We start from the raw sequence: 26,903 nt of genomic DNA, 5'->3' as shown, positions 1-26,903 counted from the left end.
CAGATCCTTAGACCAGGGAGTCCTTCCAGGCCCCATGGAGGTCTGCGAAGCGTCCGCCGCCGCCGATCAGTTCCGCGGGGGTGCCGTCCTCAACCACGCGGCCGTCGTGGACCACCAGGACGCGGTCGGCAGTTTCAACGGTGGAGAGGCGGTGCGCGATGATCAGCGCCGTCCGGCCGCCGCCTGCAGCAGCTGACCCCTCCGCCGCAGACCCCGCACCAGACGAGCCCGGGGTACCTGCCGTACTGCCGGCGTCGGACGTTCCCCGCAGAAGGCGCGCCAGGCCGCTCTGGACGAGCCGCTCTGAGGGGATGTCCAGTGAGGAGGTGGCCTCGTCCAGGATCAGCACCGCCGGCCGGGCCAGGAAGGCCCGGGCGAAGCTGATCAGCTGCCGTTGCCCGGAGGACACCCGGCCGCCGCGCTTGTTGACATCCGTGTCATAGCCTTCGGGGAGTTCGGTAATGAACTCGTGGGCGCCCACGGACCGGGCAGCATCCTCGATCTCCGCACGGGTTGCCTCCGGTCGGCCCAGCGCGATGTTGTCCGCCACGGAGCCGCTGAACAGGAACGCCTCCTGCGTGACCATCACGATGTTCCGGCGCAGGTCCGTGGTGGTGAGGCTGCGCAGGTCCACCCCGTCCAGCGTCAGGGAGCCGGAGGAGACGTCGTAGAAGCGGGCGATCAGCTTGGCAAGCGTGGATTTCCCGGCGCCGGTCTGCCCCACCAGGGCAACGGTCTGGCCGGCGGGGATGTGCAGGTCCATGGTGGGGATGACCACAGGGCCGTCGCCGTAGCGGAACTCCACACCCTTGAAATCGACGGCGCCCCTGGCATCGCGGAGCGCAACAGGGGTCTTGGGCGGACGGACCGTGGGAACCTCCTCCAGCAGGCCGGACACCTTCTCCAGGGCAGCCTGGGCGCTCTGGAAGGAGTTGTAGAACATGGCCATCTGGTCCACCGGCTGGAAGAAGCGTTTGGTGGACAGGATCAGTGCCAGGAGCACGCCCACGGCAAGGTCACCGCCCAGCACACGGAACCCGCCGAACAGGAGCACCACGGCCACGCAGACGTTGCCGATCAGTACCAGACCGGGCTGGAAAACGCCGTTAAGGTTGATGGAGCGCACGGTGACCAGCCGGTAGTCCTCGGCCAGCTGGCCGTACGTCTCGGCGTTTTCAGTTTCCTTGCGGAAGGCCTTCACGGCGCGGATCCCGGTCATGGTCTCCACAAAGTGCACAATCAGCCGGGCGGACACCACCCGGGATTCGCGGAAAACGATCTGGGAGTGCTTCTGGTACCAGCGCGACAGGAAGTACATCGGGACGCCGGCGGCCAGCACGATCAGCCCGCTGCGCCAGTCCAAGGCAAACACCGTCACCGCCGTGAAGACCATAAACAGCAGGCCCGAGACCAGGGAGCTGACACCTGAGTCGAGGAGTTCCCGCAGCGCTTCCAGGTCCGAGGTCTGCCGGGCGATGATCCGTCCCGACGTGTACTTTTCGTGGAACTCCAGGCTCAGGCGCTGCGTGTGCCGGAAGACCCGGACGCGCAGGTCCAGCAGCATCGCCTGGCTGAGCCGCGCGGTGGAGGTGACGTAGAGGGCGGTGAGTCCCGCCGTCGCGATCGCTGCGAGCAGGTACGCGACGCCGGTAAGCACCAGCGGGAGGTTGTCGCCCGCCTGCAACGACGGGAGCGCGTGGTCGATGCCGAACGCGATCAGTGCAGGCCCGGCCACGCGCGCGGCCTGGGACAGGACCACGGTGGCGATGGTCAGCCAGAACCTGAGCCGCACCGGACGGATCAGCGTGGCCAAAAGGGCGAGCGACCGCCGTCGTACGGTTTTACTGTCCGACTTGCTGAGGTGGGTGTTGTCCTCGTTGGCGGTGCCGAAGGTTGCGTTACTCATCGGATGCTGTCCTCTGACTCGTCCTCAAGCTCCGACAGTTCCGAATCCAGGTCCCGTGGTTCCTGGTCCAGGCTGGCGATGACGTAGCGGTAATGGGGGTTGTGCGCCAGAAGTTCCGTGTGGGTTCCGACGGCGGCGATCCGGCCTTCCTCGAGCAGCGCCACCCGGTCGGCCAGCGCCACGGTGGACGGGCGGTGCGCGACAATCAGTGTGGTGGTGTCCTTCAGGACCGCCCGGAGCCGGGTTTCCACGAGCTCCTCGGTGTGCACGTCCAGGGCCGAGAGCGGATCGTCCAGCACGAGGACCCGGGGCCGCGCCGCGATGGCCCGGGCCAGGGCGATCCGTTGCCGCTGCCCGCCGGAGAGGCTCAGTCCCTCCTCGCCGATGAGCGTGTCCACGCCCTCCGGCAGCGAGTACGCGAAGTGCGCCTGCGCCACATCCAAAGCTTCGTCCAGGGCTGCCTCGGTCCGGTCCGGCGCCCCGAGGAGCACGTTGTCGCGGACGGAACTGGAGAACAGCGTGGTGTCCTCGAACGCGACGCCCACCACGCGCCGGAGCCCGTCGACGTCGAACTCGCGCAGGTCCACCCCATCGATGGTGATGGAGCCGTCGGTGACGTCGAACAGGCGTGGGACCAGCTGGATCAGCGCACTCTTGCCGCTTCCCGTGATGCCCACCAGAGCCATGGTCTCGCCCGGCCGGACGTCCAGGCTGATGTTCTTGAGAATGGGCTTGTCCGGTGCGTCCTCGAACGCGAATGTGGCGTTCTTGAAGCTGAGCGCGCCCAACAGCAGCGAGGGGGTGCGCGGCACCGGGGGGCTGGTGATGGTGTTGACCGAATCCATGACCTCGAAGTGGCGGTCGACGGCGGACTTGGCGGTGAGTGCCATGGCCAGCAGCATGCCGGAGAACTCCACCGGCGCCGCAATGACGGCGGCGGTGGCGAAGAAAGCCACCAGGGCGCCGATGCTCAGCTGGCCGCTGGCGCAGAGCATCACACCCACCACCAGCCCGGCGCCGAGCGCGAGTTCCGGCAGCAGGGTGACCACCATGGTGAACGTGGCCTGGTGCTTCGCCTTCACGATCTCGGTCTGGCGGAGTTCCTCGGCCTGCTCGTTGAAGTTCTCCAGGGCCTCGCGGCTGCGGCCGAAGGCCTTCAGGACGCGGATGCCGTGGACGGATTCCTCCACCGTGGTGGCGAGGTCGCCGGCCTGGTCCTGGCTCCGCCGCGCCACCTTGCTGAAGCGCGTCCGGAACCGGAACCCGTAGGCCATGATGGGCACCGCCGCGGCCAGGAAGATCAGGGCCAGCTGCCAGCTCATGGAGAACATAACCACAATGCCGATGACCACCGTGAGCGTGGTGACCACCAGCATGATGGCACCGAACGCCATCCAGCGGCGCAGGAAGTTCAGGTCCGTCATGGCACGCGACAGCAGCTGGCCGGACCCCCAGCGGTCGTGGAAGGACACCGTCAGGTCCTGCAGGTGCCCGTAGAGCGAGACCCGCATCCGGGTCTCCACGGTGGTGGCCGGGTTGATCACAAACTGCCGGCGGAGCGCCACGAGTCCCGCCTCGGCGATGCCCAGGACCAGGATGACGACGGCGGCAGTCCAGACGGCGTCTGATGCGCCACCGGGTTTGAGGGACTCATTGACGAGGATCCGCAGCACCTGCGGGATGGTCAGCGCCACGACGCTGGCCAGGAGTGCGCAGAGGAGTCCCATCACCAGCCGGGGGATGATCGGCCTCACGTGAGGGTAGAGACGGCTGATGGATCTGAAAAATGAGGTCTGCTTGGCCATGCCCGCTTCTCAAGCTCTAAATCGAATGTAGTTTCCCTTAGCAACTACCCTATGCCATGGCGTGAGCAGCTTCACACCTTCGTTATTCGGGGGAGGTGAGCGTCAGCAGGACGGCCTCGGGTTTGCAGGCGATGCGGATGGGAGCGAACCGGGAGGTGCCGATACCGCCCGAGACGTTGACCGGCGTCGTACGTCCGTTGCTTTCCCAGTTGTTGAGTCCCTTGGCCCGCCACGTGGGGAGGTCGCAGTTGGACACCAGGGCGCCGTAGCCGGGGATGCAGAGCTGGCCGCCATGGGTGTGGCCCGCCAGCAGCAGGTCCGCGCCGTCCTGCGTGAAGTGGTCCAGGACCCGCTGGTACGGGGCATGGATGACCGCAACGCGGAGGTGCGCGTTCTTGTCCTGGTCACGGGTGCCGCGGGGCCAGCCCGCATAGCGCTCGCGGCCCAAGTGCGGATCGTCCACGCCGGAAAAGTCGAAACGGATGCCCTTCAGTACCACCGATTGGTGCCGGTTGGTGAGGTCCACCCAGCCGCCCATGCCGAAGCCGGACCGCAGCCGCGGCCAGTCCAGTTCGATGGGTTTGGGCTTGGTCTTGGACGGTCCCAGCAGGTAGGACGCGGGGTTTTTGAAGCTCGGACCGAAGTAGTCGTTGGACCCCGGGACGAAAACGCCGGGGAATTCCAGGAGCGGGCGCAGAGCTTTGAGCAGAGGCTCCACGGCCTTGACATGGCTGAGGTTGTCCCCGGTGTTGACCACCAGGTCCGGCTCCAGCGACGCCAGCGACTCAAGCCAGCGGGCCTTCGTGTGCTGGCCCGGGACGAAGTGGATGTCGCTCAGGTGCAGGACGCGGAAGGGCGCGTGCCCTGCGGGCAGGATGGGCAGTGCCTCCTCGCGCAGGACAAACTGGTTCTTCTCCCACAGCCCGTATCCGAAGGCGGCGAGACCCGCTGCGGTACCCGCGCCGGCGGTGACGGCAAAGCCGCGCCCGATGTTCCGGACGCGGCTGGCCAATGCAGGGCTGACTGCCATGGAGCTAGTTCTTCTTGTCGCTGTTGCCCGGTGCAGGGTCCGTGGACGGCTGCGGGGCCGGAGCCGTGGCAGGCGCGGTGGCCGGCGTTGACGGCGTGGTCCGGGCAGGCGTTCCGCTCACCATGTTGGTGGGCGGGGCCGTGAACGGGTTCGTGCCATATGCCGGAGCGACCTGGGCCATGTACTTGGAGAACATGGGACCGGCGATCATGTAACCGTCGATCGCCTTGTAGACCTGTCCGTTGATGGTCAGGTTCCGGCCGGGCCGGAGCTGGTCACCCAGCGGGTCGCCGAACCATGCTGCAGTGGCCACCCCGGTGGTGAAACCGACCACCCAGGTGGAGCCGTTGGTGTCGTTGGTACCTGTCTTGGCAGCCACCGGGAAGTTGGTTTTGGTGGAGATCCGGGGCTTGATGAGGGATCCGGACCCCTCATCCAGAACCTTCTGCAAGGCATACGCAACGCCCCGGGCGACCTCCGGTTTGACGGCATCCTTGCAGTTGGAGGACTGGGCCGGGAGCTGTGCGCCGGTCTGGTCCGTGACAGAGGTGATGGCGATGGGCTCGCAGTACTTGCCGTCGTTGGCGAACGTGGCAAACGCGGAGGCCATGGTCAGCGGGGCGGTTTGCGTGGAGCCGATCAGGTTGGCCAAAGTGGTCATCTTGACAGGCGGGTTGGGATCGTCACCCACCGGCAGGCCACCGTGGATACCGACGGCGTCCACGATCTTCTGAATGCCGCAGAGGTCAACCTGCGCTGCCGACGCGAAGGTGGCCGTATTGATCGAGTTCTGCAGGCCGTACAGGACCGTCATGTTCCGGTAGTAGCCGTCGTCGGAGTTCTGCAGGTCGAAGCTGCCGGGAATCCTGGCGTCATACCAACCGACGGTGGGTTCCGCACAGGTGTTCTTCCAGGGGAAGTTCTGCGGGTATTTGCGCGTGGCGGCGTTGAGGTTGGTGTTCATCGACTTGCCCTCGTTCACCCACTGGGCGAACGTGAAGGGCTTCATGGTGGAACCGGGTTGGAATCCGCCCAGGCCGTTGAGGTCGTTGCCGTCCTTGTCCAGCTTGTCCACGTTGAAGTTCTGGGTCTGGTTGAACTTGCCTTCGGTGGGCAGGAACGACGTGTTCTGCGCCATGTTCAGGATCTTGCCGGTGGTGGGCTGCACGGAAACGATGGACGCGCCCCAGTTGTCAGGGTTGACGCCGGCGGCCGCATCCGACTCGGCCTGTGCCACGTTCTGGGCGTTGACGTCCAGTGTGGTGGTGATGGTCAGGCCGCCGCGGAACACCATCTGCTCACGCTCTTTGGGAGTGGCGCCATAGGCCGGGTTGTTCAGCAGCAGGTGCAGCACGTAGTCGCAGAAGTATGGTGCCGTGCTGGCGTAGGCGCAGCCCTGGCGCGACTGAGTGATCTTCGGCTCCACCGGAGTGGCCACGGCGGCGTCGTGATCAACCTGCGTGATCTTTCCCTGGTTCAGCATCAGGCCCAGCACCAGGTCGCGACGCTCCTTGGCGTTCTCCGGGTTGGTGATCGGGTCGAATGCCGCCGGGCTGTTCACCAGGCCAGCCATGAGTGCTGCCTGCGGGAGGGTCAGATCCTTGGCCGTGGTGCTGAAGAAGAATTTGGACGCGGCCTCGATGCCGTAAGCGTCGCGGTTGAAGAATACGATGTTGAGGTAGCCCTCGAGGATCTGCTCCTTGGAGAATTTCTTCTCCAGGGCGATCGCGAGCTTCATTTCGCGAAGCTTGTCACCCACGCCTTTGTTAACACCGTTGAGCTTGATGTCATCAGTGTTTCCCTCGGCGGCGAGGTTGGCGTTGAGTACGTTGTTCACGTATTGCTGGGTGATGGTGGAGGCACCCTGTTTGTTGCCGCGGGCCGTACTGACCATGGCGCGGAGGATGCCGGTGGTGTCCACACCGCCATGATCGTAGAACCGGCTGTCCTCGACAGCGATGATCGCTTCCTTCATGAACGGCGAAATCTGGTCGAGGGCAACCTTGGTCCGGTTTTCCTCGTAGAGGTTCGCGATCAGGCTGCCGTCCGCGGCGAGGATCCGGGTGGACTGGCTGGGCGGGTCCACCTGCAGCTCTGCCGGGAGGGTATCGAAGAACTCGATGGAACCGCTTGCCGCGCTGCCGGAAACGGCCGCAGCCGGAACCAGAAGGCCCGCCACCAGGACACCACAAATCGCGCTCACACCGAGGAAACCAAATATCTTTCCGAGGGTAGTGGCCGTGTCGAAAATGGGGTTCTTACGAGTCACCATGTTTTCCACTTTACCGGCAAGGACTAGTCTTTAGCTCATGACCAAATGGGAGTACGCGACGATTCCGCTCATTATTCACGCCACCAAGCAGATTCTGGACCAGTGGGGAGAGGACGGCTGGGAGCTCGTCCAGGTAATCACCGGACCGGACGGCAACGGCCTGGTTGCCTACCTCAAGAGGGAGAAGCAGTAGCGATGAGCACCCCCGCAGAGACCACGTCCGGCGCGGAAACCGCGCCGATTTCAGCCGTTGAGCGGCGCCTCGCCGAGCTCGGACTGATCCTTCCGGAGGTGGCCGCCCCCGTCGCCGCCTACGTGCCGGCCGTTATCACCGGCAGCCATGTTTACACCTCCGGCCAGCTGCCGTTTATTAACGGCAAACTCGAAGCAACCGGCAAGGTCTCGACAGGCACGGAGGGCGCCTCCGACGAGCCCACCGTGTCCCCGGAGGACGCCAGGGCCTACGCCGCTGTCTGCGCCATCAACGCGCTGGCGGCCATCAAGAGCGTCATCGGCGATCTGGACCGCATCACCCGCATCGTCAAGGTGGTGGGCTTCGTGTCCTCCGACCCTGCCTTCACGGGACAGCCGGGCGTCATCAACGGCGCGTCCGAGCTCCTCGGCCAGGTCTTTGGTGATGCAGGCCAACACGCCCGCTCCGCCGTCGGCGTGTCGGTTCTTCCGCTCGACTCTCCCGTAGAGGTCGAACTGATCGCTGAATTCAGCTAAGGACCCGGTTCACTCAATTGCCTCAGCTCGCCCGACGCTTGTTTGCCCTTCCTCCGGATCTTGAAGGGGCTGCCCAAAGCTGGCTCGAACACGGCGAGCGGACCCCGCGTGCCGCCCGCTACGCATCGTCGGTGGTGCTTCTGCGGGATTCGCCCACCGGCCTGGAGACGTGGCTGGGGTACCGGCCCGGCTCCTCGCCGCTGGGCGTCCTCGCGTTCCCCGGAGGTTCCCTGGAGGCGTCCGACGACGACGCCGTCGGTTGGCTGGGCCCCTCACCCCAGCATTGGGCCGAGCAGATGGGGACGGACGACGTCGGGCTGGCGCGGCGCCACGTGGTGGGCGCAATCCGCGAACTCTTTGAGGAAGCCGGTGTGCTCCTGGCCGGGCCGGACATGTCCACCACCGTGGAAAACACGTCCACGCAGGACTGGATGCGGGCCCGCGTGGCCGTTGCCGACCAGGAGAAGACCTTCACGGAGCTCCTCGCCAAGCGGGGACTCTCGCTGCGGACCGACCTGCTGAAGCCGCTCGTCAACTGGCGCAGCCCCGACTTCGCGCACCGCCGCTTCGACACCCGCTATTTCGCCGCCACCGTCCCCATGAACCAGCAGCCCAGCCTGCTGGAGAGCAAGGGCGTCTGGGGCCGCTGGGTGTGCGCCACCAAGGTCATCGCCGGGCGCAGCACTACGGCCCTGGGTGATGAAGTGGGCCAGGAGAACACCGTTGGCCTTACCCTCGGCCAGCTCCTGGTGCCGGGGTCGGAGATCATGCTGGAGAAGATGGCCGCAGCGAACGGCTGCATCGCCTACCTCAGCTACAAGCGCAAACCCCACGTGTACCAGGCACGGCTGGTCGAAGAAGAGGGCACGCTGATGCTCGAAGTCGAGGCCGCCAAAACCGTAGCCGGAGACCCCCAGCGCGAACGCTAGTCCGTGGATCCGTTGGGTCCGCGGACCGAAAACGGAGATCCTCTGCGTGCTGCTCCTTGGTCGCTCTGACGCACGCTGCCGGATCCCCATTTCCGATCCGCTCGGTGACTTCCCGGTGCGGTTGGGTGCAACCGCGATGCGCTCCTACGCGAAAGACCGCCGCCCAGCTCGAACGCTCTCTCACTTATGGCCGGTTTTTCGGCAACCCTCTCTCACTTCCTGTGCTGCGAAAGCAGGTCGGGAAGTACTGGGGGTTTAATCGAGGCGGATTGCGGTCCTTCGCAGAGGAGCGCATCGCGGTCGATCGCAGCGCGGAGGTCGCCCCGCGACCGGAGTGGTGCCCTTCGGCCGTGTCTAAGCGACGGCGAACGGCGGTCTTCCGCCGTAGGTAAGCAAGCACGAAAAGGCCGCCCCGTAGGGCGGCCTTGTGGTGAACGTTTTAGCGGGAGCGCTGGCGGAGGCGCTGCATGTCCAGGATTACTACCGCACGGGCTTCGAGGCGGAGCCAGCCGCGCTGGACGAACTCTGCCAGGGCCTTGTTGACCGTCTCGCGGGAGGCGCCTACCAGCTGGGCCAGCTCTTCCTGCGTGAGCTCGTGGGCTACCAGGACGCCGTCGGTTGCCGGGCGGCCGAACCGGTCGGCCAGGTCGAGCAGGGCCTTGGCCACGCGGCCGGGGACGTCGGAGAACACCAGGTCCGAGAGCGAATCGTTGGTGCGGCGCAGGCGACGGGCCAGGGCCTGCAGCAGCTGCGCCGAAACCTCGGGGCGTGTCCGCAGCAGGGCGTTGAGGCTTTCGTTCTTCAGGCCAGCAAGGCGGGTTTCGGAGACAGCCGTGGCCGTTGCCGTGCGGGGGCTGGGGTCAAAGAGTGCCATTTCGCCGAACAGTTCACCCGGGCCCAGGATGGCAAGCAGGGACTCCCTGCCATCGGGGGACGTGCGGCCCAGTTTCACCTTGCCGGAGACGATGAAGTAGAGCTGGTCGCCCTGGTCGCCCTCGCGGAATACCGATGCACCGCGGGAGAGGTCCACCTCGGTCAGCTCGTCCGTCAGCAGGCGGAATGCTTCGTCGTCGAGCGTGGCAAATAGGGGTGCTCGGCGCAGTACCTCGATGTCCATGAAATCTCCTGAATAAAAAGTGTGTCGGCTGTGGCGCTTTTGCCATTGTTTCAGAATTTTCAAGGTTCTGTGACGTACTTGGCAGCGGAAACGCCGCAACCACTGTGTAATACGGGCCCGATCCGGTGCCGGCCGCGCCCGGGGTGTGAGTTTGACGACTGAACGTGAGGCGAACCTGGCCCCATAGGCTGGAGACTGGCGCCCACAGAATAATGTCAGCCTGCGCCATTAGAATTGGGTCTCAACCGTATTAGAGGAGCGCTCAGTGTTTGGCTTGACTGTTCTGGACCTGGCGCTGATCCTGGCCCTGCTGTCTTACCTGATCTATGGCCTGCGCAACGGCTTCCTGGTAACCCTCGGGGGTATCGCCGGCTTTGCCGCGGGCGCCGTGGCTGCCTTCTTTGCCGTTCCACTCGTCAGCAACTTCGTGGAAGACTCTGGCTGGAGGCTGACCGCCATCGTGGCCGCCGCCGTCGTTCTGATTGCCCTGGGCCATGGCCTCGGGACCATGATCGGGCGCAAAATCCGCGGCGCAGTGCGGATCAAGCCGCTGCGTGCTGTGGACCGCCTGGTGGGCGGGGCCGTCAATGTGGTGGTCTCGGCGTTGGTCATGTCCATGCTTGCCTTCAGCGTCAGCGCCCTGGGCGTTCCGTTTGTGTCCCAGCAACTGGCCGAGTCCAAAGTGATCCGGTACATCGACGGGCTGACCCCTGTCCCGTTGAAGACCACCATGGCGCAGCTGCGGTCAACGGTGATCGGGAACGGAATCCCCACGCTGCTGGAAGGCCTGGACCAGGGGCAGCCAGTGGCGGTGCCGAACGCCAGCACCGATACTCCGGCGCTGAACCGGGCCGCACAGTCAGTCCTGAAAATAGCCGGAACCGCCTACCAATGCGGGCAGAACCAGACCGGCACCGGCTTTGTGGTATCCCCTGGCCGGGTTGTGACCAACGCCCATGTTGTGGCGGGCGTGTCGCAGCCGGTGGTTGAAATTCCCGACGGCGGCGCGATGCCCGGGCGGGTGGTGTACTTCGACACCAGGCACGACCTCGCCGTGTTGGCCGTTGACGGGTTGCCTTCCGAACCACTCACGCTGACGTCCGACCTTCCGAACGGCAGCCCGGCAGCTTTTGCCGGGTACCCTCACGGCGGTCCGTTCCAGTCCAACCCCGCCATGGTCCAGGACATCACCTCGGTTCTGGTGCCCGACATCTACGGCGAAAACCCTGCCCCGGAAGAGATCTACCGCCTGGCCGGCAACGTCCAGCCCGGGAACTCGGGCGGCCCGCTGCTGACGATGGAGGGACTGGTGGCCGGCGTTATTTTCGCCAAGGCAACCTCGGACGCTGAAATGGGTTTCGCGATCACCATGAATGACCTGTTCCCGGTCGCATCCCAAGCCGCCAGCCTCAGCGCTCCGGTCTCCTCCGGGCAGTGCATCCAGAAGTAGCCCGGGCGGCCTGAGCCACACGAGCCTGCGCCACTCAGCGCCGGGCTACAGCGCTTCGGCCAGGTAATCGATGGCGAGCTTGTAGCCGAACACGCCAGCTCCCACGATCACCGCGGCGCACACCGGGGACAAGAAGGAGTGGTGCCGGAATTCTTCGCGCTGGTGCACGTTGGTGATGTGGACCTCGACGGCGGGAAGCTGCACCGCTGCCAGGGCGTCGCGCAGGGCCACGGACGTGTGGGTGAAGGCGCCGGCGTTCAGCACAATCCCGACGGCGGTACCGCGGGCTGCATGGATGACGTCCAGGAGCACACCCTCATGGTTGGACTGGACACATTCCACCGTGAAGCCGTGGGCCTGCGCCGCAGTGGCTGCCAGCTGCTCCACGTCCGCAAGGGTGGAGGTGCCGTACTTCTCCGGCTCACGGGTACCCAGCAGGTTGAGGTTGGGGCCGTTGATCACAAGGATCGTGCCGCGCCCGGCAGCGGAGGCAGATGCGGAGTCAGGGGAGGAAACGTCAGTCATGGCTCCAATCTACCCGCCGGATTCTGCACCATCATTCGGTCCCGGCCATTCGACCAGGCCGGATTTCCGGCGTCCGTGGACCGGGCCGGTGAATGATGGTGCCGAATCCGTCGCGCGGGAACCGTGTCAAGCCACCGCCGGGCCTCGCCGCATGCATTCATGACGCGAAAACCTGACGCCTGGCCTGAACGAGTCAGGCTCTGCGTGTCAGTCCATATTTTTCGGGTGGTGCCTGCATGCGGAGGGTTCGCCAGGTACTGCCGGATATCTGGACGGTGAGGTGTTCCCCGACGATCATGACTTCGGTTGGGGTGGTGGCGAAAGGGTCGAGCCCGTTGGCGTAGAGCCAGTTCAGGGACTGGCCGTGGAGGTCACTGCCGTGGGGGTAGTCGCGCAGGTCAATCGAGGGAAGACGCATGGGACCTCTTTGTTGGTGGGAGGAGTGGCGCGGTACGGGGAAGTAGCGTCGGCTAAGGACCGATGCTAAGCCTCGACCATCGTCGCCTTCAGCAGCAGGGCGTGTTCGGGGTTGAGGATGGGCATCGGCAGGCCCACTTCGGCCAGGAAACGGCCACCGGCCACCGCCCCGTCCGCCAGCCAGGCCGGCGGCTGGACCTGGGTGAAGGTGTGGGCGTAGTCGGCGTCTCCGGGCGTCGGGAAGATGGCTTCCACCCGGTAGTCCTGCTCCGGTTCCAGGCCGGGGATGGTGATCCGTCCGGGCTGCTCGGCGAAAGCTGTCCTGGTGCTGACCAGGGCGAACAGGGCCGCCGTCGTGCCCGGGAGATCGGTGCCCTGCGGGGCGCCGCTGGGGGCAACCACGCCGTGCAGCATCAGGGAATCGTCGGGGACGTCCGCGCGGACCATGCGCCCGGAGTGGATCAGGCCGCGGTGTTCCTTGTAGATCCCGATGAAGCGTTTGAGTTCTTCGCGTTCGGCGCCCTGGACCCCGCGGACGTCCCATTCCATGCCGAAGTGGCCGAACAGTGCCGTGATGGCGCGGAAGGACAGATCGTGCGTGCGGGCTGTGGTGTGCGAGGTGGTGGGGCCGACGTGCCCTCCCACGAGCTCCGGAGGGACTACCAGTCCGGTCCAGCGCTGGATGGTCTGCCGTTCGAGGGCGTCGTTGCAGTCCGAGGCCCAGATCCGGTCGGTGCGTTCCAGGATGCCCAGGTCCACGCGGGCGCCGCCGGAGGAGCAGCTTTCGATCTCGACGCCGGGGTGGGACTTCTTGAGTTCGTCGAAGAGCCGGTAGGCGGCGAGGGTCTGTTCGTGGACCGAGGAGCGGCCGGCGTGGCCGTGCTCGAGCTGGTCCCGGTTCTGGTCCCACTTGAGGTAGCTGATGTTGTTCTCGCGCAGGAGGGCGTCGACGCGGTCGAAAATGTACTTCCAGGCGTCCGGGTTCACGAGGTCGATCACATGCTGGTTCCGCCATTCAAGCGGCAGCCGGCCGCCGTCCTTGTAGCTCTGGACGGAGGGGCCAACAATCCATTCGGGGTTTGCGCGGACAATGTCGGAGTCCAGGTTGACCATTTCCGGTTCCACCCAGAGCCCGAATTCCATCCCGCGGGAGGTGACGGCGTCGATCAGGGGCGTGAGGCCGTCGGGCCAGAGTGATTCGTCGACGTACCAGTCGCCCAGTCCGGCGTGGTCGTCGCGGCGGCCGCGGAACCAGCCGTCGTCGAGCACAAACCGCTCCACGCCCAGTTCGGCGGCGGAGTCCGCGAGTTCGATCAGCGTGGACAGATTGTGGTCGAAGTAGACCGCTTCCCAGGTGTTGAGCACCACGGGACGGGGCTTGCCCGGGGTGGCCGTGCCGGCTGCGGGGAGTACGTGGTGGGGGCGGGACCGGAACCAGCTGTAGAACGCCTCGCTGATGCCGTCCAGGCCGCGGTCCGAGTACGCGGCGAACAGCGCCGGCGTGGTGTAGCTGGCGCCGGGTGCAAGGATGACCTCGGCCGGGCCCAGGAGCTCGGAGCCGCCGATCATGGTGCGGCCGTCGCCGATGCTGTCGGCGAACTGTTCGTGGTTCCCGCTCCAGGCCAGGTGCGTGGCCCAGACCTTTCCATGTCGGTTGCCGAACCCGGCGGTGCCGGCGGCGAACAGCAGCGAGGAATCGTGTCCGGTGCGGCCGTGCCGGCCGGTGCGGACCCAGGTGCCCTGCTGGATGGGGCGGCGCTGCGGATGGCGTTCCCGGCACCAGCGCCCGGTCAGGTCAAGGAGTTCGACGGCGTCCGGCGCCACCGGGAGGACGGTGGCGAGCTCGTCGAGCTGGTAGGGCGTGGCGCCGCCGTTGGTGAGGGTATGGCGCAGCTCCAGCAGGCCGCCGTCGTGCAGAGTCAGGGCGGACGAGACCGTGAGGCCGGCGTCGGAATCAGCCTGGACGATGACGGCGGAATTGCCCTCGGCGGTCGCTGTCACGACGCGGAGGCGGGCCGAGAAGTCAAGGCCGGAGACGCCGTCGGCGATGCGGTGGCCGCGAAGGGCGGGACGGCCCCGCCAGCTGGAGGATGCCTGCGGCAGGAGGCCGGCGGGCACGTTGGCGTCGATGGCGGAGTGCGGGATGGGTTCGCCCAGGATGGCGAGGTCCGGCAGGGTGCTGCCAAGATCCGCGCCCCAATGGATGACCTCGGCCTCCCCGCTGTTGAAGCTGATCACCAGGCTGGTGCCGGCGGAACGGAGGTGGAGGGGGTCCATAGGTATTTCTCATTTCATTGATCATGGCGTGCGTTCACTGACACAGGACGGTGTCGGTGCTGTTGGAATGCGCGTGTCCGGATGCCGCCGTCGCAAGGGAGGGAACGGCGGCATCCGGAGCGGGTGACTGCGGCCCATACCGCAGTCACGCCTTTTGGGGGACCAGGCCTACTTGAAGAGGGCGTTGACCTGTTCGTTGGCATCGCTCAGGGAGCTGACCGGCTTCTTGCCGGAGAGCACAGCGTCCATGGCAGGCTTCATGATGCCCTCGACCTTGGCCGCTTTGTCCGCAATCGGGAGGAGGAACGTGGTCTCGTCCTTGACGTGCGTGGTGAAGGCACTGACGTCAACGCCCTTGGCCTCGAATGCCTTGGCGGCGAGCTCGGAGGAGGACGTGATGGCAGGGAACACTACTGCTTTGGACGCCACTACGTCCTGGCATTTTGCCGAGGCGAGGTATTCGACCCATTTGATGGAGGCTGCCGGGTTCTTGGTGCCGGCCCAGATGGAGTCGGCCAGGCCGTTGAACATGGACGCGCGCTTGCCGTCCGGTCCCTTGGGTGTGGGGGCGATGCCGGTTTCCACTCCCTTGTAGCTGGTGTACTGGCCGATCATCCAAGAGCCGTTGGTGTTGATGGCGGCTTTCCCGGCACCGAAGTTGTCAGTCACGCTGGCACCCACGGTGGTTTCAAGCTTGGGCATGTAGCCCTTGTCCACGAGTCCGGTCCACCAGGCAATGGTTTCCTGGAATTTGGGGTCGTCGTAGTTGAAGTCCTTGCCCCACGGGTTCTTGTCCGTGTGGGTCCAGCCCATGGTGGCGCTGAGGAAGCTCCACTGGGTCTGGCCGGTACCGGCGCCGGAGTTTTCCAGGCCCAGGCCGTAAACGGCGACGTTGTTCTTGTCGAAGCCGGCCTCGTCGCCGCGGACACCGTTCTTGTCCACGGTCAGGTGGGCGATGGCCTTTTCGTAGCTGCCGCCGTCCTTCGGGTTCCAGTCCAGGCCCTGGAGCTGCTCTTCCGTGTAGCCGGCGTCAGCGACGAGCTTCTTGTTGTAGAACATCGCGACGGTGTCCCAGTCCTTGGGCAGGCCGTAGCGTTTGCCATCTTCGGTGACCCACAAGTCTGTGAGGCCCTTGTTGTAGATGTCCAGGTCGAGCTTGTCGTTCTTGACGGCGTCGTCCAGGGCGAGGAGCTGCTTCTTGGAGGCGAACTCGGGGTATTTGGCGAGGTGGTCGGTGAAGACGTCCGGCGCTGTTCCGGCGACGAAGCCGTTGGTCAGGGTGGTCCAGTAGTCGTCCCAGCCGCGCTGGGTGACCTTGACCTTGATGTCCGGGTTGGCCTTGGTGAAATCGTCGGCGCACTGCTGGTAAGCCGGGAGCTGGTTGGCGTCCCAGAGCCAGTAGTTAATCTCGCCTTTGGCCTCGGTGGAGGTCGGAGCGGGTGCTCCGCAAGCGGAGAGGGACAAGGCGATGGCAGCGACAGCAGCGGCGACGCCAAGGGTTTTCTTCATGGTGGACCTTTCGGTTCTTGCGGGGGAGGAACGAGGGGACAGTGGAGCGGTTGGAACGGGGAAACGGTGGAGCGGTTGGAACATATGTGGGGTTATTTGATGCCGGAGAAGCCGATGGAATTCACTACCTTCTTGCCGAAGGCGATGAACAGGATCAGGACGGGCAGGGCGGCGATGAGGGTGGCGGCCATCAGGCCGGACCAGTCGGGGGCGCCTTGGGGGGACTGGGATTTGAAGACGCCCAGTCCTACGGTGAGGACCCGGACGGATTCGTCCTGGCCCACCAGCAGCGGCCAGAAGTATTCGTTCCAGGTGCCGATGAAGGTCAGCAGGGCCAGGGTGGCCATGGGGGCGCCGGCGTTGGGCAGCACGATCCTGAAGAAGATGCGGAACTTGCCGGCGCCGTCGAGCATGGCAGCTTCCTCCACTTCCCGGGACATGGAGAGGAAGAACTGGCGCAGGAAGAAGATCGCGAACGGGGTCATGAACAGGAACGGCAGGATGATGCCGGCGTAGGTGTTCAGGAGTCCGAGGTTTTTGATCATCAGGAAGTTCGGCAGGGCGGTGAAGATCGGCGGGACCATCATGGTGGCCAGGAACAGGGCGAACACTTTTTCCCGGCCGGGCCAGCGCAGCCTTGAGAAGGCGTAGGCGGCCATGGAGCTGAAGAACACCTGTCCGGCGGTGACCAGGGTGGAGACGATGATGGAGCTGCGCAGGTACATCCAGAAGTTGATGGCAGCTCCGGAGCCGCCTTCGGCGATGGCTTCCTCGGGGGTTTGCAGGCCCAGGACGCGTTTGAAGGCGCCCCAGCTGAAGTCGGCCGGCAGGAGGTTGCCGGCGTTCGCGGCGAGGGAGTGGTTGCTGGAGAGTGCGGTGCGGAGCATCCACAGGAACGGGGCGACGGTGACGACCAGCGCGATGGCCACCAGGGTCCAGGCCCCGGCGCGTCGCCAGTTGAACGGCTTGCGGGGCTTGATGATGGCGGTGCGGGCGGGGGCGGCCGGGTCGCGGCGGGACGGAGTCGAAGTGGTCATGGCGGGGGTCCTTAGTCCAGGTCCGATTCGTTGCCCTTGAGGAACTTCATCTGGACGAAGGCGACCAGGGCGAGGATGACGAAGAGAATGACAGAGAGTGCGGAGGCGTACCCGAAGTCCGACTCGGTGAACGCTTTTTGGTAGATGTACATCTGGATGACGCGGGAGGCGTTGATAGGGCCGCCTGCGGTGGTGACGGCCACGGTGTCGAAGACCTGGAAGGATCCGATGACAGTGACCACAAGGACCAACACCAGGACCGGGCGCAGCAGCGGCATGGTGATGGACCAGAACGTCCGGGTCGGCGATGCGCCGTCGAGCGAGGCGACCTCGTAGACGTGGCTGGGGATGGACTGCAGTCCGGCGAAGATCAGCAGGGCGGTGTAGCCCATGTGGCGCCAGACGTTGACGAAGGCGATGGTGGGAATGGCCCACTGCTCGGAGCCGAAGAACGCGATGCGTGGCCCGCCCAGCCAGCTGATGATTTCGTTGACGATGCCCAGCTGGTAGTCGAGCATCCAGAACCAGAGGAGGGCGACAATCACGTTGGCCACCAGGAACGGCAGCAGCAGTGCTCCCCGGATGAACGTGGACTTCGCGACCCGGTGCATCAGCAGCGCCAGGCCAAGGGCAATGACGGTCTGGAAACCGATGTTCAGCGCCACGTACTGCAGGGTCACGCTCATCGCGTTCCAGAACAGTTCATCGGCGAAAATCGCTGTGTAGTTCTTGATCCCGATCCAGGTCGGATCACCCAGGATGCTGTACTCGGTAAAGCTGAGGTAAACACCCCTGATCGTGGGAATCAGGAAAAACGCCACGAACCCGATCATCGCCGGGAAAATAAACACCATCGCGATCCGCAGATCACCCATCCGGTGCGTGAGGCCCTTCTTCCGGGTACTCCCGGGCTTTCCTGCCTTGGACCGTGCCGCCCGGCCTGCCGGGTCCCGTTGCTGCTTGGTAAGGGTGGTCATCTTCGACCCTTTCCTGACTGTGATGTGGGTAACAACTGATGTGAAATCTACACGAGTAGATCGAAGCTGGCAAGCGTTAGATTCAACGCTGCATTTGAGGGGATTTATCCAGTTGCTAGGGTATTGACTCGAGTAGATTCGAATGGAACACTGGGAATTCTGATGGACAGCGCTTGCCCGGCGCTCCTCACATCACCCAGGGAAGGCAAACAATGACGTTTTCAATCGGCGTAGTAGGAGTTGGCCAGTTCGGCGGCCAATTCGCGCACCTTTTCAATCTCCACCCCGGCGTCAGCACCGTCCACGTGGTGGATGAGCTTCCGGAACGGGCGGCCGAGGCAGTGGACCAATATCACCTGGCGGGGTCGAAACCGAGCTTCGAAGACCTTCTCGCCTCCGACGTCGACGCAGTGGCCATCTTCACCCAGCGCTGGACGCACGGTCCGCTGGTGGAGAAGGCGCTCCGCGCCGGAAAACATGTCTATTCCGCCGTCCCCATGGCCATTTCCGAGGAGGAAATCGCCAGGATCATCGGCGCTGTCAGCGAAACCGGCCTGGTCTACATGATGGGGGAGACCAGCTACTACAACCCGGCCACCGTCTATGCACGCAAGCAGCATGCAGCCGGCCGCTTCGGGCGGATCTTCTACACCGAAGGGGACTACGTCCACGACATGGACCTGGGCTTCTACGATGCCTACCAGTACAGCGGCGGTGACCGCTGGAAGGAAACCGCCAGCTACCCGCCGATGCTGTACCCGACCCACGCGGTGGGCGGAGTCCTCGGTGCCGTCCCGGCCCATGCCGTCAGCGTCAGCTGCGTCGGAGTCAAGGATGACCGCAACGACGGCGTCTTCGACAAGGAGGTCAGTATGTTCGGCAACGACTTCTCCAACGCCACTGCCCTTTTTGAACTTAACGACGGCGGCGTTATGCGCACCAATGAGATGCGCCGCGTGGGATATCCCTCACACATCAGGGAGTCCCGCTTCCGGTTTTTCGGGACGGAGGCGAGCTTTGAACAGCTCGCAAACGTCTCGGTCTGGCAGGACAAGGAAGACGTCCATGACATTTCCGAGCAGCTGGAATCACGGCCCACTATGTCCCTGGATGACCCGTCGCTGGCCAACGTTGCGCCCGAACTGAGGGACGCCTTCGTCTCCGGGCTCTCGCCGGTCCATGACGCAGACCGGCTGCCGGAGGAGTTCCACGGCGCACCGAACGGGCACGAGGGAAGCCACCACTTCCTGGTGGATGACTTCGTGACAGCGGTCAACACCGGCACCCTGCCGCCGGTCAATGCCTGGGTTGCCGCCCGGTTCACGCTGCCGGGCATTGTGGCGCACCAGTCCGCCCTCCGCGGCGGGGAGCGGCTGCCCATCCGCGACTTCGGCGACGCCCCGGGGAACCGATAGCTAGCATGGACACCATGACGACTCCAATAGTGCAGGCCCCGCGCGGCCCGGTGACCCGCAAGGATGTTGCCCGGTACGCGGGCGTCAGCACCGCCGTCGTCAGCTACGTGGTCAACCGTGGGCCCAAGAAAGTGGCCCCCGCCACCGAAGCGAAGGTCCAGGACGCCATCCGCGTCCTGGGTTACCGCCCCAACGCCGCCGCAAGGGCCCTCAAACTTGGATCCAGCGAGACTCTGGGGCTCGTCGTCCCGGACATTTCCAACCCCTTCTTCGCACTCTTCTCCCATGCGGTGGAGGACGCAGCCGCAGCCCTCGGCTATGCCCTGGTGTTCAGCAACTCGGACGGGAACATGGCCAAGGAGCGGCGAAACATCCGCAACCTCGCTGCCCGGCAGGTGGACGGGGTGCTTCTGGCCAGTGTCCTCTTTGAACCCGATCTTGAGGTCCTGGAAACGGCAGACATCCCGTCGGTGCTGCTGAACCAGGAACGGGATGCCCCCGGTTTCAACAGCATCGGCGTGGACCTGGCCGCCGGCGCCCGGATGGCCGTGGAGCATCTGATTGGCCATGGCCATACCAACATCGGCCTGGCGATGGGCACCAACGTCTCCGGCAGCACCGACGGCCGCGAAGTGGGCTGGCGAGAGGCTTTGCAGCATGCGGGCCTCCCGGAGGGACCCATTGTGTACAGCGAATTCACCCGGCCCGGCGGTTATATTGCGGGGCAGCGCCTGCTGGCATCGGTCAACCGGCCCACGGCAATCTTCGCCACCTCGGACATGCAGGCGATCGGCCTGTTGCGGGCGGTGCATGAGGCCGGCCTGGCAGTGCCCGGCCAGATCGCTGTGGCGTCCTTCGACGGTTCCGTTGAAGCCGAATACTCGTGGCCGCCGCTGACAACCGTGGAACAGCCCGTGGCCGACATGGCTGAAGCGGCCGTGGCGGCACTCGTGGGCGCCCGCCGCGGGGAGGAACCCCGGCACAGGATCTTCGCCACGAAACTCCACGTCCGCCAGTCCTGCGGCTGTCCCTGAACCAGGGCTGGTTGTCCGCTAGCCCGCGATCCGGATCTTGCCCACCCGCTCGCCGAGGATGCGCTGGGCTTCGGGGCCCAACCCGGCGTCGCTGATGACCTCATCGGCCGCGTCCAGCGGGGCGATGGTGCTGATGCCCAGGAGCCCCCACTTGGTGTGGTCGGCGAGGACCACAGTTTTCCGGGCGGCGGCGACGAACGCCCGGTCCGTCTCTGCCTCCAACAGGTTGGGGGTGGTGAAGCCGGCGTCGGCGTCCATGCCGTGTACGCCCAGGAACAACATGTCCAGGTGCAGCTGCTTGAGTGCCGCGGTCGCGATGGGTCCCACCAAAGCGTCCGACGGCGTGCGCTCGCCGCCGATCAGGATCACGGTGGACGCGAAGCGGGCCGAGCCGCCGGACGCGGCGTGGTGGAAGAGGTCAGCAATGCGCACGGAGTTGGTGACCACCGTGATCCGTGGGCCGTTGACCAGTTCCTTGGCCAGGGCCCACGTGGTGGTCCCGGCGCTGAGACCGACAGCCATGCCCTCATGCACCAGGCCGGCAGCCTCCAGTGCGATGGCGCGTTTCTCTACGGTCAGCTGGGTGGACTTGAGCTCGAAGCCAGGCTCATGCGTGCTGACATCCCCAGGGACCTTGGCGCCGCCATGGATGCGCTCCAGCCGGCCGCCTTCCTCCAGCAGTTCAATGTCCCGGCGCACTGTCATCAGCGAAACCCCCAACTGCTGCGCCAAGTCGGACACACGAACCACCCGATCGCGCTGGACAGCATCCACAATCGCCTGATGTCGTGCAGCGGGGAGCATCTGAAAAGCCATCCTTATAAGCCAGGGGACAGAACTGCACCAAGTCTAGGGTGCCCCGGAACCGGCCGGCGGCGATGGGGCGATAGACAGGGAAGGTCGGTTGTCCGGAAGCGTGCGTCAGAAGCGAGGAACGAGCTAGCACGCGGGGGATGACCGACCTTCCCTGCCCCGGGACAGGCTACTTCCGCAGTGACGCCGCGATCTGGGCCATGACGGTGTTGTCGGCCAGGGTGGTGGCGTCGCCTACTTCGCGTCCTTCTGCGACGTCCTTGAGGAGGCGGCGCATGATTTTGCCGGAGCGGGTCTTGGGCAGTTCCGGGACCACGAGGATGGTTTTGGGTTTGGCGATGGGCCCGATTTCCTTGCCCACGTGGTTGCGGAGTTCGGCGATGGTGGCGTCCCCGGAGTCCACGGCGTCTCCGCGCAGGATCACGAACGCGACGACGGCCTGGCCGGTGGTCTCGTCCGCGGCGCCCACAACGGCGGCTTCGGCCACGGAGGGGTGGGATACCAAGGCGGATTCGATTTCGGTGGTGGAGAGCCGGTGCCCGGAGATGTTCATGACGTCATCCACGCGGCCCAGGAGCCAGATGTCGCCGTCCTCGTCCTTCTTGGCGCCGTCGCCGGCGAAGTACATGCCTTCGAAGCGGGACCAGTAGGTCTCCTTGAACCGTTCGGGGTCGCCCCAGATGCCGCGGAGCATGGCGGGCCAGGGCTCCCGGATCACCAGGAAGCCGCCGTGGCCGTCCGGCACGGATTCGCCCTGCTCATCAACGACGTCCACCGCGATGCCGGGCAGCGGGGTCTGGGCCGAGCCGGGCTTCGTGGCGGTGACGCCGGGCAGCGGGGCGATCATCTGGGCGCCGGTTTCGGTCTGCCACCACGTGTCCACGATCGGTGCCTTGTTGCCGCCGATGACGTCCCGGTACCACATCCACGCTTCCGGGTTGATGGATTCGCCCACGGAACCCAGGACCCTCAGGGAAGTCAGGTCGTACTTGTCCGGGATCTCCCGGCCCCACTTCATGAACGTCCGGATGGCCGTGGGGGCGGTGTACAGGATGGAGACCTTGTACTTCTCGATGATCTCCCACCAGCGGCCCTGGTGCGGGGAATCCGGGGTGCCTTCGTACATCACCTGGGTGGCGCCGTTGATGAGCGGGGCGTAGGCGACGTACGTGTGACCGGTGACCCAGCCGACGTCGGCCGTGCACCAGAAGACATCCGTTTCGGGGTGGAGATCGAACACGGCCTTGTGGGTGTAGGCGCCCTGCGTGAGGTAGCCGCCGGTGGTGTGCAGGATGCCCTTGGGCTTTCCCGTGGTGCCGGAGGTGTACAGGATGAACAGCGGGTGCTCGGAGTCGTGTCCCACCGCTTTGTGCTCGGTGGAGGCCAGTTCCACGGTGTCTGCCCACCAATGGTCCCGGCCCTCGTGCCAGTCCACGTTCTGGCCGTTGCGCTTGACCACCACAACGTTCTGGACCGTGTGCCCGTCGGCGGCGAGGGCCTCGTCCACGGCGGTCTTGAGCGCGCTGGGCTTGCCGCGGCGGTAGGTGCCGTCCGCGGTGACAACGAGCTTGGCTTCGGCGTCCTCGATCCGGGAGCGCAGGGCGTCGGCGGAGAACCCGCCGAACACTACCGAGTGCACGGCCCCGATGCGGGCGCAGGCCAGCAGCGTAATGACGGCCTCCGGGATCATGGGCAGGTAGACGGCCACCCGGTCACCCTTGCCAACGCCGAGGGACTCGAAGGCGTTCGCGGCCTTCTTGACCTCTTCGGTGAGCTGGGCGTACGTGTAGGTGCGGGTGTCGCCGGGTTCGCCCTCGAAGTAGATGGCCACCCGGTCCCCCAGGCCGTTCTCCACATGGCGGTCAAGCGCGTTGTACGCGGCGTTGACCTCGCCGCCCACGAACCACTTGGCGAACGGCGGGTTGGACCAGTCCAGTGCCTGGTCGAAGTCTTTGCTCCAGGTGAGCAGCTCGCGGGCCTGCTTCGCCCAGAAAGCCGGGCGGCCGGCGCCGGCCTCCTCATACTCCGCGGCGGTGACGACGGCGTCTGCAGCGAATTCGGGGCTGGGGGCGAAAGTGCGGTTTTCGTGCAGCAGGTTCTCAAAGGCGTCGCCCTGCTGATCGGTCTGCACGGAAGCTGCGGGGGCGGTGGCCGTGGAGCCGGGAGTGTCCTGAGACATGGTGAACCTCATCATTCATCGGTCTTTTCAGCGGCTGCCGTCGCCGGCCGTGCTCCGCCGCTTTGCGCGGCATTGGGCAGCGGCCGATCACGGACATTCCGCAAAGAGCTGTTCCGGAATCAAGCCTAATACGCGCCGGGGCCGCGATGTGTTCGCTGTCACAAAGGCGCCCGCGAACGGCATTTATTTAGCGGTGAATGGCTAATTGACCCTGCGAACCGGGGTCCCGCCGCCGCGGATCAGCTAGTGATCGGCCATGCGGTTGACTAGGCTGAGATTGAATTGTGACTTTCTATGGAGCTGTCGGATCCGGTGTATTACTGCCGGGCCCTGCCGCTGCCGCCGTTTCGGACGGCACAGTTTTGGGACGGAACCGTCCCGGTGCCGCCACGCTAAGGAGTACAGAATGAACCAGCAAAGTTTCGGCCAGAAATTTGGCCGCGCAACCGAGGCAGGGCCTGGCAGCACCCCGGGAGGCGGCTCCGCGAAGGGCGTGCAGAAGCCGGCCGGCGCCAAGCCGGGCACCACCAACCAGGCCGTGTTGGGTCCGTTCACGCTGCGGGACCTGACGGTCTTCGCCGCCACCCTCATTCTGCTGGTCGCCTCGCTGCTGCCCATCTTCTTCGGCCGGTTTAATCTCTGGAACGCAGGCAGCCTGTTCTTCCTGGGCCTCGGCATTGTGCTGCCGCTGATTGTCACGGCACTCTTTGCTGCCCGCAGGCTCGCTCCCGCCACGAAGGTCCGCATCGGTTCACTGTCCGTTGACCAGTTTGGATCTGTGGTGGCTTCCTTTGCACTGGCGTTCTTCTTCGTTTCCACGGCCGCGGCCTTTGTGCCCAGCCTGTTGGTGGGCCTGGTGGGTTCCGTCGTGCTGTTCGCGGGCACCGTGCTGAGCCGCTTCATTCCGTACTTCGCCGGCGACTTCCTGGGGCGCGACGAAACCCCTGCTCACGTGATGGCGCGCGACTCGGCTGTCCCGCTGCCGAAGCCGCACACGCCCAAGGAACCCAAGCCTGCGGCCGCGCCCGTTCCGGAGGCTTCCGCGCCTGTTGCCCCATCGTCAGCTGCCGCAACTTCTGCGCGTGCCGCCGCGCCCACCTCCGCTCCGCCCACCTCCGCCCCGGCCGCAGCCGCTGCCGTCTCTTCCGCCCCGGAGGTCAGCGAGTGGACGCCTGTTGGCGACCCGAGCCCCGCAACGCAGGCGGCCGACGTCGTGCCTTCCCCTTCAGCGACGGGCACCTCCGCGGCGCCCGCCGTTGCGGAGACTTCTGCGGGTGACATCCCGACGGCGGCTGCGGCTGCCCCCGCGCCGACCGCTACAGCGTCCGCCGCCGCTGCCCCTGAAGCAGCAACCCACGACGCCGGCACAGGCGTTGCTGCCCCGGCCCGCCAGTCTGCCGCGGAACCTGCCGCGACGGCCGTGCATCAGCAGGTGCGCAGCGTGGAGCCCATCGGCGCCACCGTCGATCCGGCATCCAGGCCTGAAGAATCGGACGAAGAACCGGCGCATGAGGCGTTCTGGTTTGCCGTGGCACAGCACCGGACCACGGTGGACCCCCAGACCGGCGCCCCCGCCTTTGTGATTGAACCGGGCGGCTGGGTGCTGGCCCTGGAGGACCGGGGCCACGAATTCCTGGTCCAGCACACCGACGGACGAGTGGGCGTGCTGCGCGACCTCAGCAACATCGAGCGCGGCTAGCCGGCCCCGTGGCCACGTCCCGTAGACCCGGATCCGGCCCGGCCACAGCAGCCCCGGAGTCTTTGCTGGCGTTGAAGCGCCGGGCGCGGCGGATCAACAAGGCCCTGGCGGAGAAGTATCCCTATGCCCACGCGGAGCTGGATTTCCGGAACCCGTTCGAGCTGGTCGTGGCCACGGTCCTGTCGGCCCAGACCACGGATGTGCTGGTCAACCAGGTCACCAAGATCCTGTTCGCGCGGTACCCGGACGCCCGGGCCATGTCCGAGGCCGATCCCGCCGAACTGGAGGCGATCCTGCAGCCCACCGGCTTTTTCCGGGCCAAAACGAAGAGCGTGCTGGCCCTGAGCACCCGCCTGGTGGACGAGTACGACGGCGTGGTCCCCGGCCGGCTGGAGGACCTGGTGACGCTGCCGGGAGTGGGGCGCAAGACCGCCAACGTGGTGCTCGGCAATGCCTTCGGCGTCCCCGGGATCACTGTGGACACCCACTTCGGCCGGCTCGCACGGCGCTTCGGCTGGACCACGTCCGAGGACCCGGTACAGGTCGAATCCGACGTTGCCGAACTGTTTGAGCCCAAGGACTGGACCATGCTCTCGCACCGTGTGGTGTTCCACGGACGGAGGGTGTGCCACTCACGAAAGCCAGCCTGCGGCGCGTGTCCGGTAGCGAACTGGTGCCCCAGCTACGGGTTGGGCGAGACCGATCCCGTCAAAGCTGCCAAGCTCCTTAAATACGAGTTGGCGCCCGGGAGCGAGAGCCTCCTGGAACGGTTGTTGGCCGAGACGCACCGCGCCGCTGAAATCCGGATGGAATCGCAGAGGCGGCTCCCGTGAGCGCACGCCAGGACCTGATCGACCTGGTGCGCAGATCGGACAGCGGCGACGTCACCGCGCCGAACACTGCCTGGGCGGCACTGACCGTGGATGAAACCATCGCCCGCAAGGCGGCAGTCCTGATGCTTTTCGGTGTGCTGGACGACGTTCCCGCGGTCTCCGGCAAACCCCTGGCGGCGGCGGATCTTGATGTCCTGCTGCTGGAACGCGCGCACACCCTGGATTCCCACCCCGGCCAGGTCGCCTTTCCCGGCGGTTCCATCGACGAGGACGAAACCCCGGTTGCCGCAGCCCTTCGGGAAGCGGAGGAGGAGACCGGACTGGACTCCGCAGGTGTGGAGGTCCTGGGCGTGCTTCAGGAGCTTGGGCTGGCGCGCAGCAACTTCCTGGTGACGCCGGTGCTCGGATGGTGGGCGTCGCCGTCGCCGGTGCACGTGGTGGACTACGCCGAATCCGCCCAGGTTTTCCGGATCCCCGTCCGGGACCTGCTGGATCCGGCCAACCGGGTGACAGCCACGGTCAGCCGCGATGGCAGGACCTTCAGCAGCCCCGCCTTCGCCGTCAGCGGCGTGCTGGTCTGGGGCTTCACCGGGATCATTCTGGATGGACTCTTTGAGCAGCTGGGCTGGGCCGTGCCGTGGGACCGGACCCGGCTCCACGAGGTGGTCTTCTAACGTCGGAGTGGTCCGTAGCGTGGGCGGCCCGGCGGGACTGAGTCCGCCGGGCGTGCACCGTGTATGTGGCGCCTTAGCCGGTGGTGACCGGCTGCTGCCGAAGATCAACAACAATGCCCGTGGCCGCGTTTTCACGCAGGGCATTGATGCCGTCCTTCAAGGCGCCGAGATGCTTGAAGTCGGGCGAAACCGCCACGATATTCCCGTTTGAATCGGTAAGCCTGAGCCGATAGCACTCGTCACTTACACGATGTATTTCAAACCTGCCCGCCATAG

At 65.6% G+C, this 26,903-nt stretch carries 23 protein-coding genes; 9 read left to right on the top strand and 14 right to left on the bottom strand.

Features of this window, described 5'->3' with window-relative positions; translation table 11 throughout:
- Positions 1-7: 7 nt before the first annotated feature.
- From NFC73_RS15475 to NFC73_RS15460, 4 genes are all read right to left on the bottom strand, one after another.
- A complete protein-coding gene (locus tag NFC73_RS15475; RefSeq protein WP_254751576.1) occupies positions 8-1,906 on the bottom strand; it encodes an ABC transporter ATP-binding protein in 1,899 nt (632 codons plus the stop codon).
- Positions 1,903-3,711, bottom strand: a complete 1,809-nt coding sequence (locus tag NFC73_RS15470; RefSeq protein WP_254751575.1) for an ABC transporter ATP-binding protein — start codon at positions 3,709-3,711, stop codon at positions 1,903-1,905. The genes NFC73_RS15475 and NFC73_RS15470 overlap by 4 nt, the downstream gene beginning before the upstream one ends.
- An 82-nt stretch (positions 3,712-3,793) precedes the next feature.
- Positions 3,794-4,741, bottom strand: coding sequence for a metallophosphoesterase (locus tag NFC73_RS15465; RefSeq protein ID WP_254751573.1), 948 nt, complete (start codon positions 4,739-4,741; stop codon positions 3,794-3,796).
- A gap of 4 nt (positions 4,742-4,745) precedes the next feature.
- Positions 4,746-7,013 carry a transglycosylase domain-containing protein gene (locus NFC73_RS15460; RefSeq protein WP_254751572.1) on the bottom strand — a complete coding sequence of 756 codons (2,268 nt, stop codon included), beginning with the start codon at positions 7,011-7,013 and terminating at the stop codon, positions 4,746-4,748.
- Between the two features lie 37 nt (positions 7,014-7,050).
- On the opposite strand from NFC73_RS15460, the gene sp36 reads away from it, so the two are divergent.
- Genes sp36 through NFC73_RS15445 form a run of 3 tightly spaced genes read left to right on the top strand, consistent with a single transcriptional unit; the run spans position 7,051 to position 8,671 of the window.
- Entirely contained in the window at positions 7,051-7,206 is a 156-nt protein-coding gene (gene sp36, locus NFC73_RS15455) for a Sp36 family protein (protein ID WP_099093395.1), read from the top strand.
- Positions 7,207-7,208: 2 nt separating this feature from the next.
- Positions 7,209-7,742 (top strand): RidA family protein, encoded by a 534-nt coding sequence (locus NFC73_RS15450; RefSeq protein WP_254751571.1) that lies wholly within the window; start codon positions 7,209-7,211, stop codon positions 7,740-7,742.
- A gap of 17 nt (positions 7,743-7,759) precedes the next feature.
- Positions 7,760-8,671, top strand: a complete 912-nt coding sequence (locus NFC73_RS15445) for an NUDIX hydrolase (protein WP_254751570.1) — start codon at positions 7,760-7,762, stop codon at positions 8,669-8,671.
- Between the two features lie 439 nt (positions 8,672-9,110).
- Here NFC73_RS15445 and NFC73_RS15440 read toward each other — a convergent pair whose 3' ends face one another.
- Positions 9,111-9,788: a Crp/Fnr family transcriptional regulator gene (locus NFC73_RS15440; protein ID WP_011693220.1), complete on the bottom strand. Its 678-nt coding sequence runs from the start codon at positions 9,786-9,788 to the stop codon at positions 9,111-9,113.
- Positions 9,789-10,053: 265 nt separating this feature from the next.
- On the opposite strand from NFC73_RS15440, the gene NFC73_RS15435 reads away from it, so the two are divergent.
- Entirely contained in the window at positions 10,054-11,238 is a 1,185-nt protein-coding gene (locus tag NFC73_RS15435; RefSeq protein ID WP_254751568.1) for a MarP family serine protease, read from the top strand.
- Positions 11,239-11,283: 45 nt separating this feature from the next.
- Here NFC73_RS15435 and aroQ read toward each other — a convergent pair whose 3' ends face one another.
- From aroQ to NFC73_RS15405, 6 genes are all read right to left on the bottom strand, one after another.
- On the bottom strand, positions 11,284-11,763 hold the full coding sequence (aroQ, locus tag NFC73_RS15430) for a type II 3-dehydroquinate dehydratase (RefSeq protein ID WP_141141598.1): 480 nt from the start codon (positions 11,761-11,763) through the stop codon (positions 11,284-11,286).
- A gap of 193 nt (positions 11,764-11,956) precedes the next feature.
- On the bottom strand, positions 11,957-12,181 hold the full coding sequence (locus NFC73_RS15425) for a hypothetical protein (protein WP_254751567.1): 225 nt from the start codon (positions 12,179-12,181) through the stop codon (positions 11,957-11,959).
- Positions 12,182-12,246: 65 nt separating this feature from the next.
- Positions 12,247-14,457 carry an alpha-galactosidase gene (locus NFC73_RS15420; RefSeq protein WP_254751566.1) on the bottom strand — a complete coding sequence of 737 codons (2,211 nt, stop codon included), beginning with the start codon at positions 14,455-14,457 and terminating at the stop codon, positions 12,247-12,249.
- A gap of 168 nt (positions 14,458-14,625) precedes the next feature.
- A complete protein-coding gene (locus NFC73_RS15415; RefSeq protein ID WP_254751565.1) occupies positions 14,626-15,966 on the bottom strand; it encodes an ABC transporter substrate-binding protein in 1,341 nt (446 codons plus the stop codon).
- Between the two features lie 92 nt (positions 15,967-16,058).
- Positions 16,059-17,003, bottom strand: a complete 945-nt coding sequence (locus NFC73_RS15410) for a carbohydrate ABC transporter permease (RefSeq protein ID WP_254751564.1) — start codon at positions 17,001-17,003, stop codon at positions 16,059-16,061.
- Between the two features lie 11 nt (positions 17,004-17,014).
- Positions 17,015-17,980: a carbohydrate ABC transporter permease gene (locus tag NFC73_RS15405; RefSeq protein WP_254751563.1), complete on the bottom strand. Its 966-nt coding sequence runs from the start codon at positions 17,978-17,980 to the stop codon at positions 17,015-17,017.
- A gap of 212 nt (positions 17,981-18,192) precedes the next feature.
- Between NFC73_RS15405 and NFC73_RS15400 the strand changes: the two genes are divergently transcribed.
- Both NFC73_RS15400 and NFC73_RS15395 read left to right on the top strand, forming a co-directional pair.
- Positions 18,193-19,395 (top strand): Gfo/Idh/MocA family protein, encoded by a 1,203-nt coding sequence (locus NFC73_RS15400; protein WP_254751562.1) that lies wholly within the window; start codon positions 18,193-18,195, stop codon positions 19,393-19,395.
- A gap of 14 nt (positions 19,396-19,409) precedes the next feature.
- Entirely contained in the window at positions 19,410-20,429 is a 1,020-nt protein-coding gene (locus tag NFC73_RS15395; RefSeq protein ID WP_254751560.1) for a LacI family DNA-binding transcriptional regulator, read from the top strand.
- Between the two features lie 18 nt (positions 20,430-20,447).
- Here NFC73_RS15395 and NFC73_RS15390 read toward each other — a convergent pair whose 3' ends face one another.
- Both NFC73_RS15390 and acs read right to left on the bottom strand, forming a co-directional pair.
- On the bottom strand, positions 20,448-21,233 hold the full coding sequence (locus NFC73_RS15390) for a DeoR/GlpR family DNA-binding transcription regulator (protein ID WP_254751558.1): 786 nt from the start codon (positions 21,231-21,233) through the stop codon (positions 20,448-20,450).
- A gap of 178 nt (positions 21,234-21,411) precedes the next feature.
- Positions 21,412-23,421, bottom strand: a complete 2,010-nt coding sequence (gene acs, locus NFC73_RS15385) for an acetate--CoA ligase (RefSeq protein WP_254751556.1) — start codon at positions 23,419-23,421, stop codon at positions 21,412-21,414.
- A gap of 406 nt (positions 23,422-23,827) precedes the next feature.
- Here acs and NFC73_RS15380 point away from each other — a divergent pair, with 406 nt between their 5' ends.
- The 3 genes from NFC73_RS15380 to NFC73_RS15370 are packed head-to-tail and all read left to right on the top strand — an operon-like array spanning position 23,828 to position 26,627.
- Entirely contained in the window at positions 23,828-25,120 is a 1,293-nt protein-coding gene (locus NFC73_RS15380) for a hypothetical protein (protein WP_254751553.1), read from the top strand.
- 8 nt (positions 25,121-25,128) lie between these two features.
- Positions 25,129-25,953: an endonuclease III gene (gene nth / locus NFC73_RS15375; protein WP_254751551.1), complete on the top strand. Its 825-nt coding sequence runs from the start codon at positions 25,129-25,131 to the stop codon at positions 25,951-25,953.
- Entirely contained in the window at positions 25,950-26,627 is a 678-nt protein-coding gene (locus NFC73_RS15370) for an NUDIX hydrolase (protein ID WP_254751549.1), read from the top strand. Before nth ends, NFC73_RS15370 begins: the two co-directional genes overlap by 4 nt.
- Before the next feature lie 73 nt (positions 26,628-26,700).
- Here the strand turns inward: NFC73_RS15370 and NFC73_RS15365 are convergent, their stop codons facing one another.
- Positions 26,701-26,901, bottom strand: a complete 201-nt coding sequence (locus NFC73_RS15365) for a YegP family protein (RefSeq protein WP_254751548.1) — start codon at positions 26,899-26,901, stop codon at positions 26,701-26,703.
- Between the last annotated feature and the right edge of the window lie 2 nt (positions 26,902-26,903).

This window comes from Pseudarthrobacter humi (assembly GCF_024294965.1).
GTDB classification, from domain to species: domain Bacteria; phylum Actinomycetota; class Actinomycetes; order Actinomycetales; family Micrococcaceae; genus Arthrobacter; species Arthrobacter humi.
The sequence above is the reverse complement of the archived record's forward strand: the minus strand, read 5'-3'. Positions and strand labels throughout refer to the sequence as shown.

Excerpts from the sequence above, each read along its gene's own strand:
- NFC73_RS15465 (WP_254751573.1), bottom strand. The coding sequence starts at position 4,741 with ATGGCAGTCAGCCCTGCATTGGCCAGCCGCGTCCGGAACATCGGGCGC.
- NFC73_RS15420 (WP_254751566.1), bottom strand. The coding sequence starts at position 14,457 with ATGGACCCCCTCCACCTCCGTTCCGCCGGCACCAGCCTGGTGATCAGC.
- NFC73_RS15405 (WP_254751563.1), bottom strand. The coding sequence starts at position 17,980 with ATGACCACCCTTACCAAGCAGCAACGGGACCCGGCAGGCCGGGCGGCA.
- NFC73_RS15365 (WP_254751548.1), bottom strand. The coding sequence starts at position 26,901 with ATGGCGGGCAGGTTTGAAATACATCGTGTAAGTGACGAGTGCTATCGG.
- NFC73_RS15475 (WP_254751576.1), bottom strand. The coding sequence starts at position 1,906 with ATGAGTAACGCAACCTTCGGCACCGCCAACGAGGACAACACCCACCTC.
- NFC73_RS15460 (WP_254751572.1), bottom strand. The coding sequence starts at position 7,013 with ATGGTGACTCGTAAGAACCCCATTTTCGACACGGCCACTACCCTCGGA.
- NFC73_RS15450 (WP_254751571.1), top strand. The coding sequence starts at position 7,209 with ATGAGCACCCCCGCAGAGACCACGTCCGGCGCGGAAACCGCGCCGATT.
- NFC73_RS15470 (WP_254751575.1), bottom strand. The coding sequence starts at position 3,711 with ATGGCCAAGCAGACCTCATTTTTCAGATCCATCAGCCGTCTCTACCCT.
- acs (WP_254751556.1), bottom strand. The coding sequence starts at position 23,421 with ATGTCTCAGGACACTCCCGGCTCCACGGCCACCGCCCCCGCAGCTTCC.
- NFC73_RS15390 (WP_254751558.1), bottom strand. The coding sequence starts at position 21,233 with ATGCTCCCCGCTGCACGACATCAGGCGATTGTGGATGCTGTCCAGCGC.
- NFC73_RS15440 (WP_011693220.1), bottom strand. The coding sequence starts at position 9,788 with ATGGACATCGAGGTACTGCGCCGAGCACCCCTATTTGCCACGCTCGAC.
- NFC73_RS15425 (WP_254751567.1), bottom strand. The coding sequence starts at position 12,181 with ATGCGTCTTCCCTCGATTGACCTGCGCGACTACCCCCACGGCAGTGAC.
- NFC73_RS15380 (WP_254751553.1), top strand. The coding sequence starts at position 23,828 with ATGAACCAGCAAAGTTTCGGCCAGAAATTTGGCCGCGCAACCGAGGCA.
- aroQ (WP_141141598.1), bottom strand. The coding sequence starts at position 11,763 with ATGACTGACGTTTCCTCCCCTGACTCCGCATCTGCCTCCGCTGCCGGG.
- NFC73_RS15415 (WP_254751565.1), bottom strand. The coding sequence starts at position 15,966 with ATGAAGAAAACCCTTGGCGTCGCCGCTGCTGTCGCTGCCATCGCCTTG.
- sp36 (WP_099093395.1), top strand. The coding sequence starts at position 7,051 with ATGACCAAATGGGAGTACGCGACGATTCCGCTCATTATTCACGCCACC.
- NFC73_RS15410 (WP_254751564.1), bottom strand. The coding sequence starts at position 17,003 with ATGACCACTTCGACTCCGTCCCGCCGCGACCCGGCCGCCCCCGCCCGC.
- NFC73_RS15400 (WP_254751562.1), top strand. The coding sequence starts at position 18,193 with ATGACGTTTTCAATCGGCGTAGTAGGAGTTGGCCAGTTCGGCGGCCAA.
- NFC73_RS15395 (WP_254751560.1), top strand. The coding sequence starts at position 19,410 with ATGACGACTCCAATAGTGCAGGCCCCGCGCGGCCCGGTGACCCGCAAG.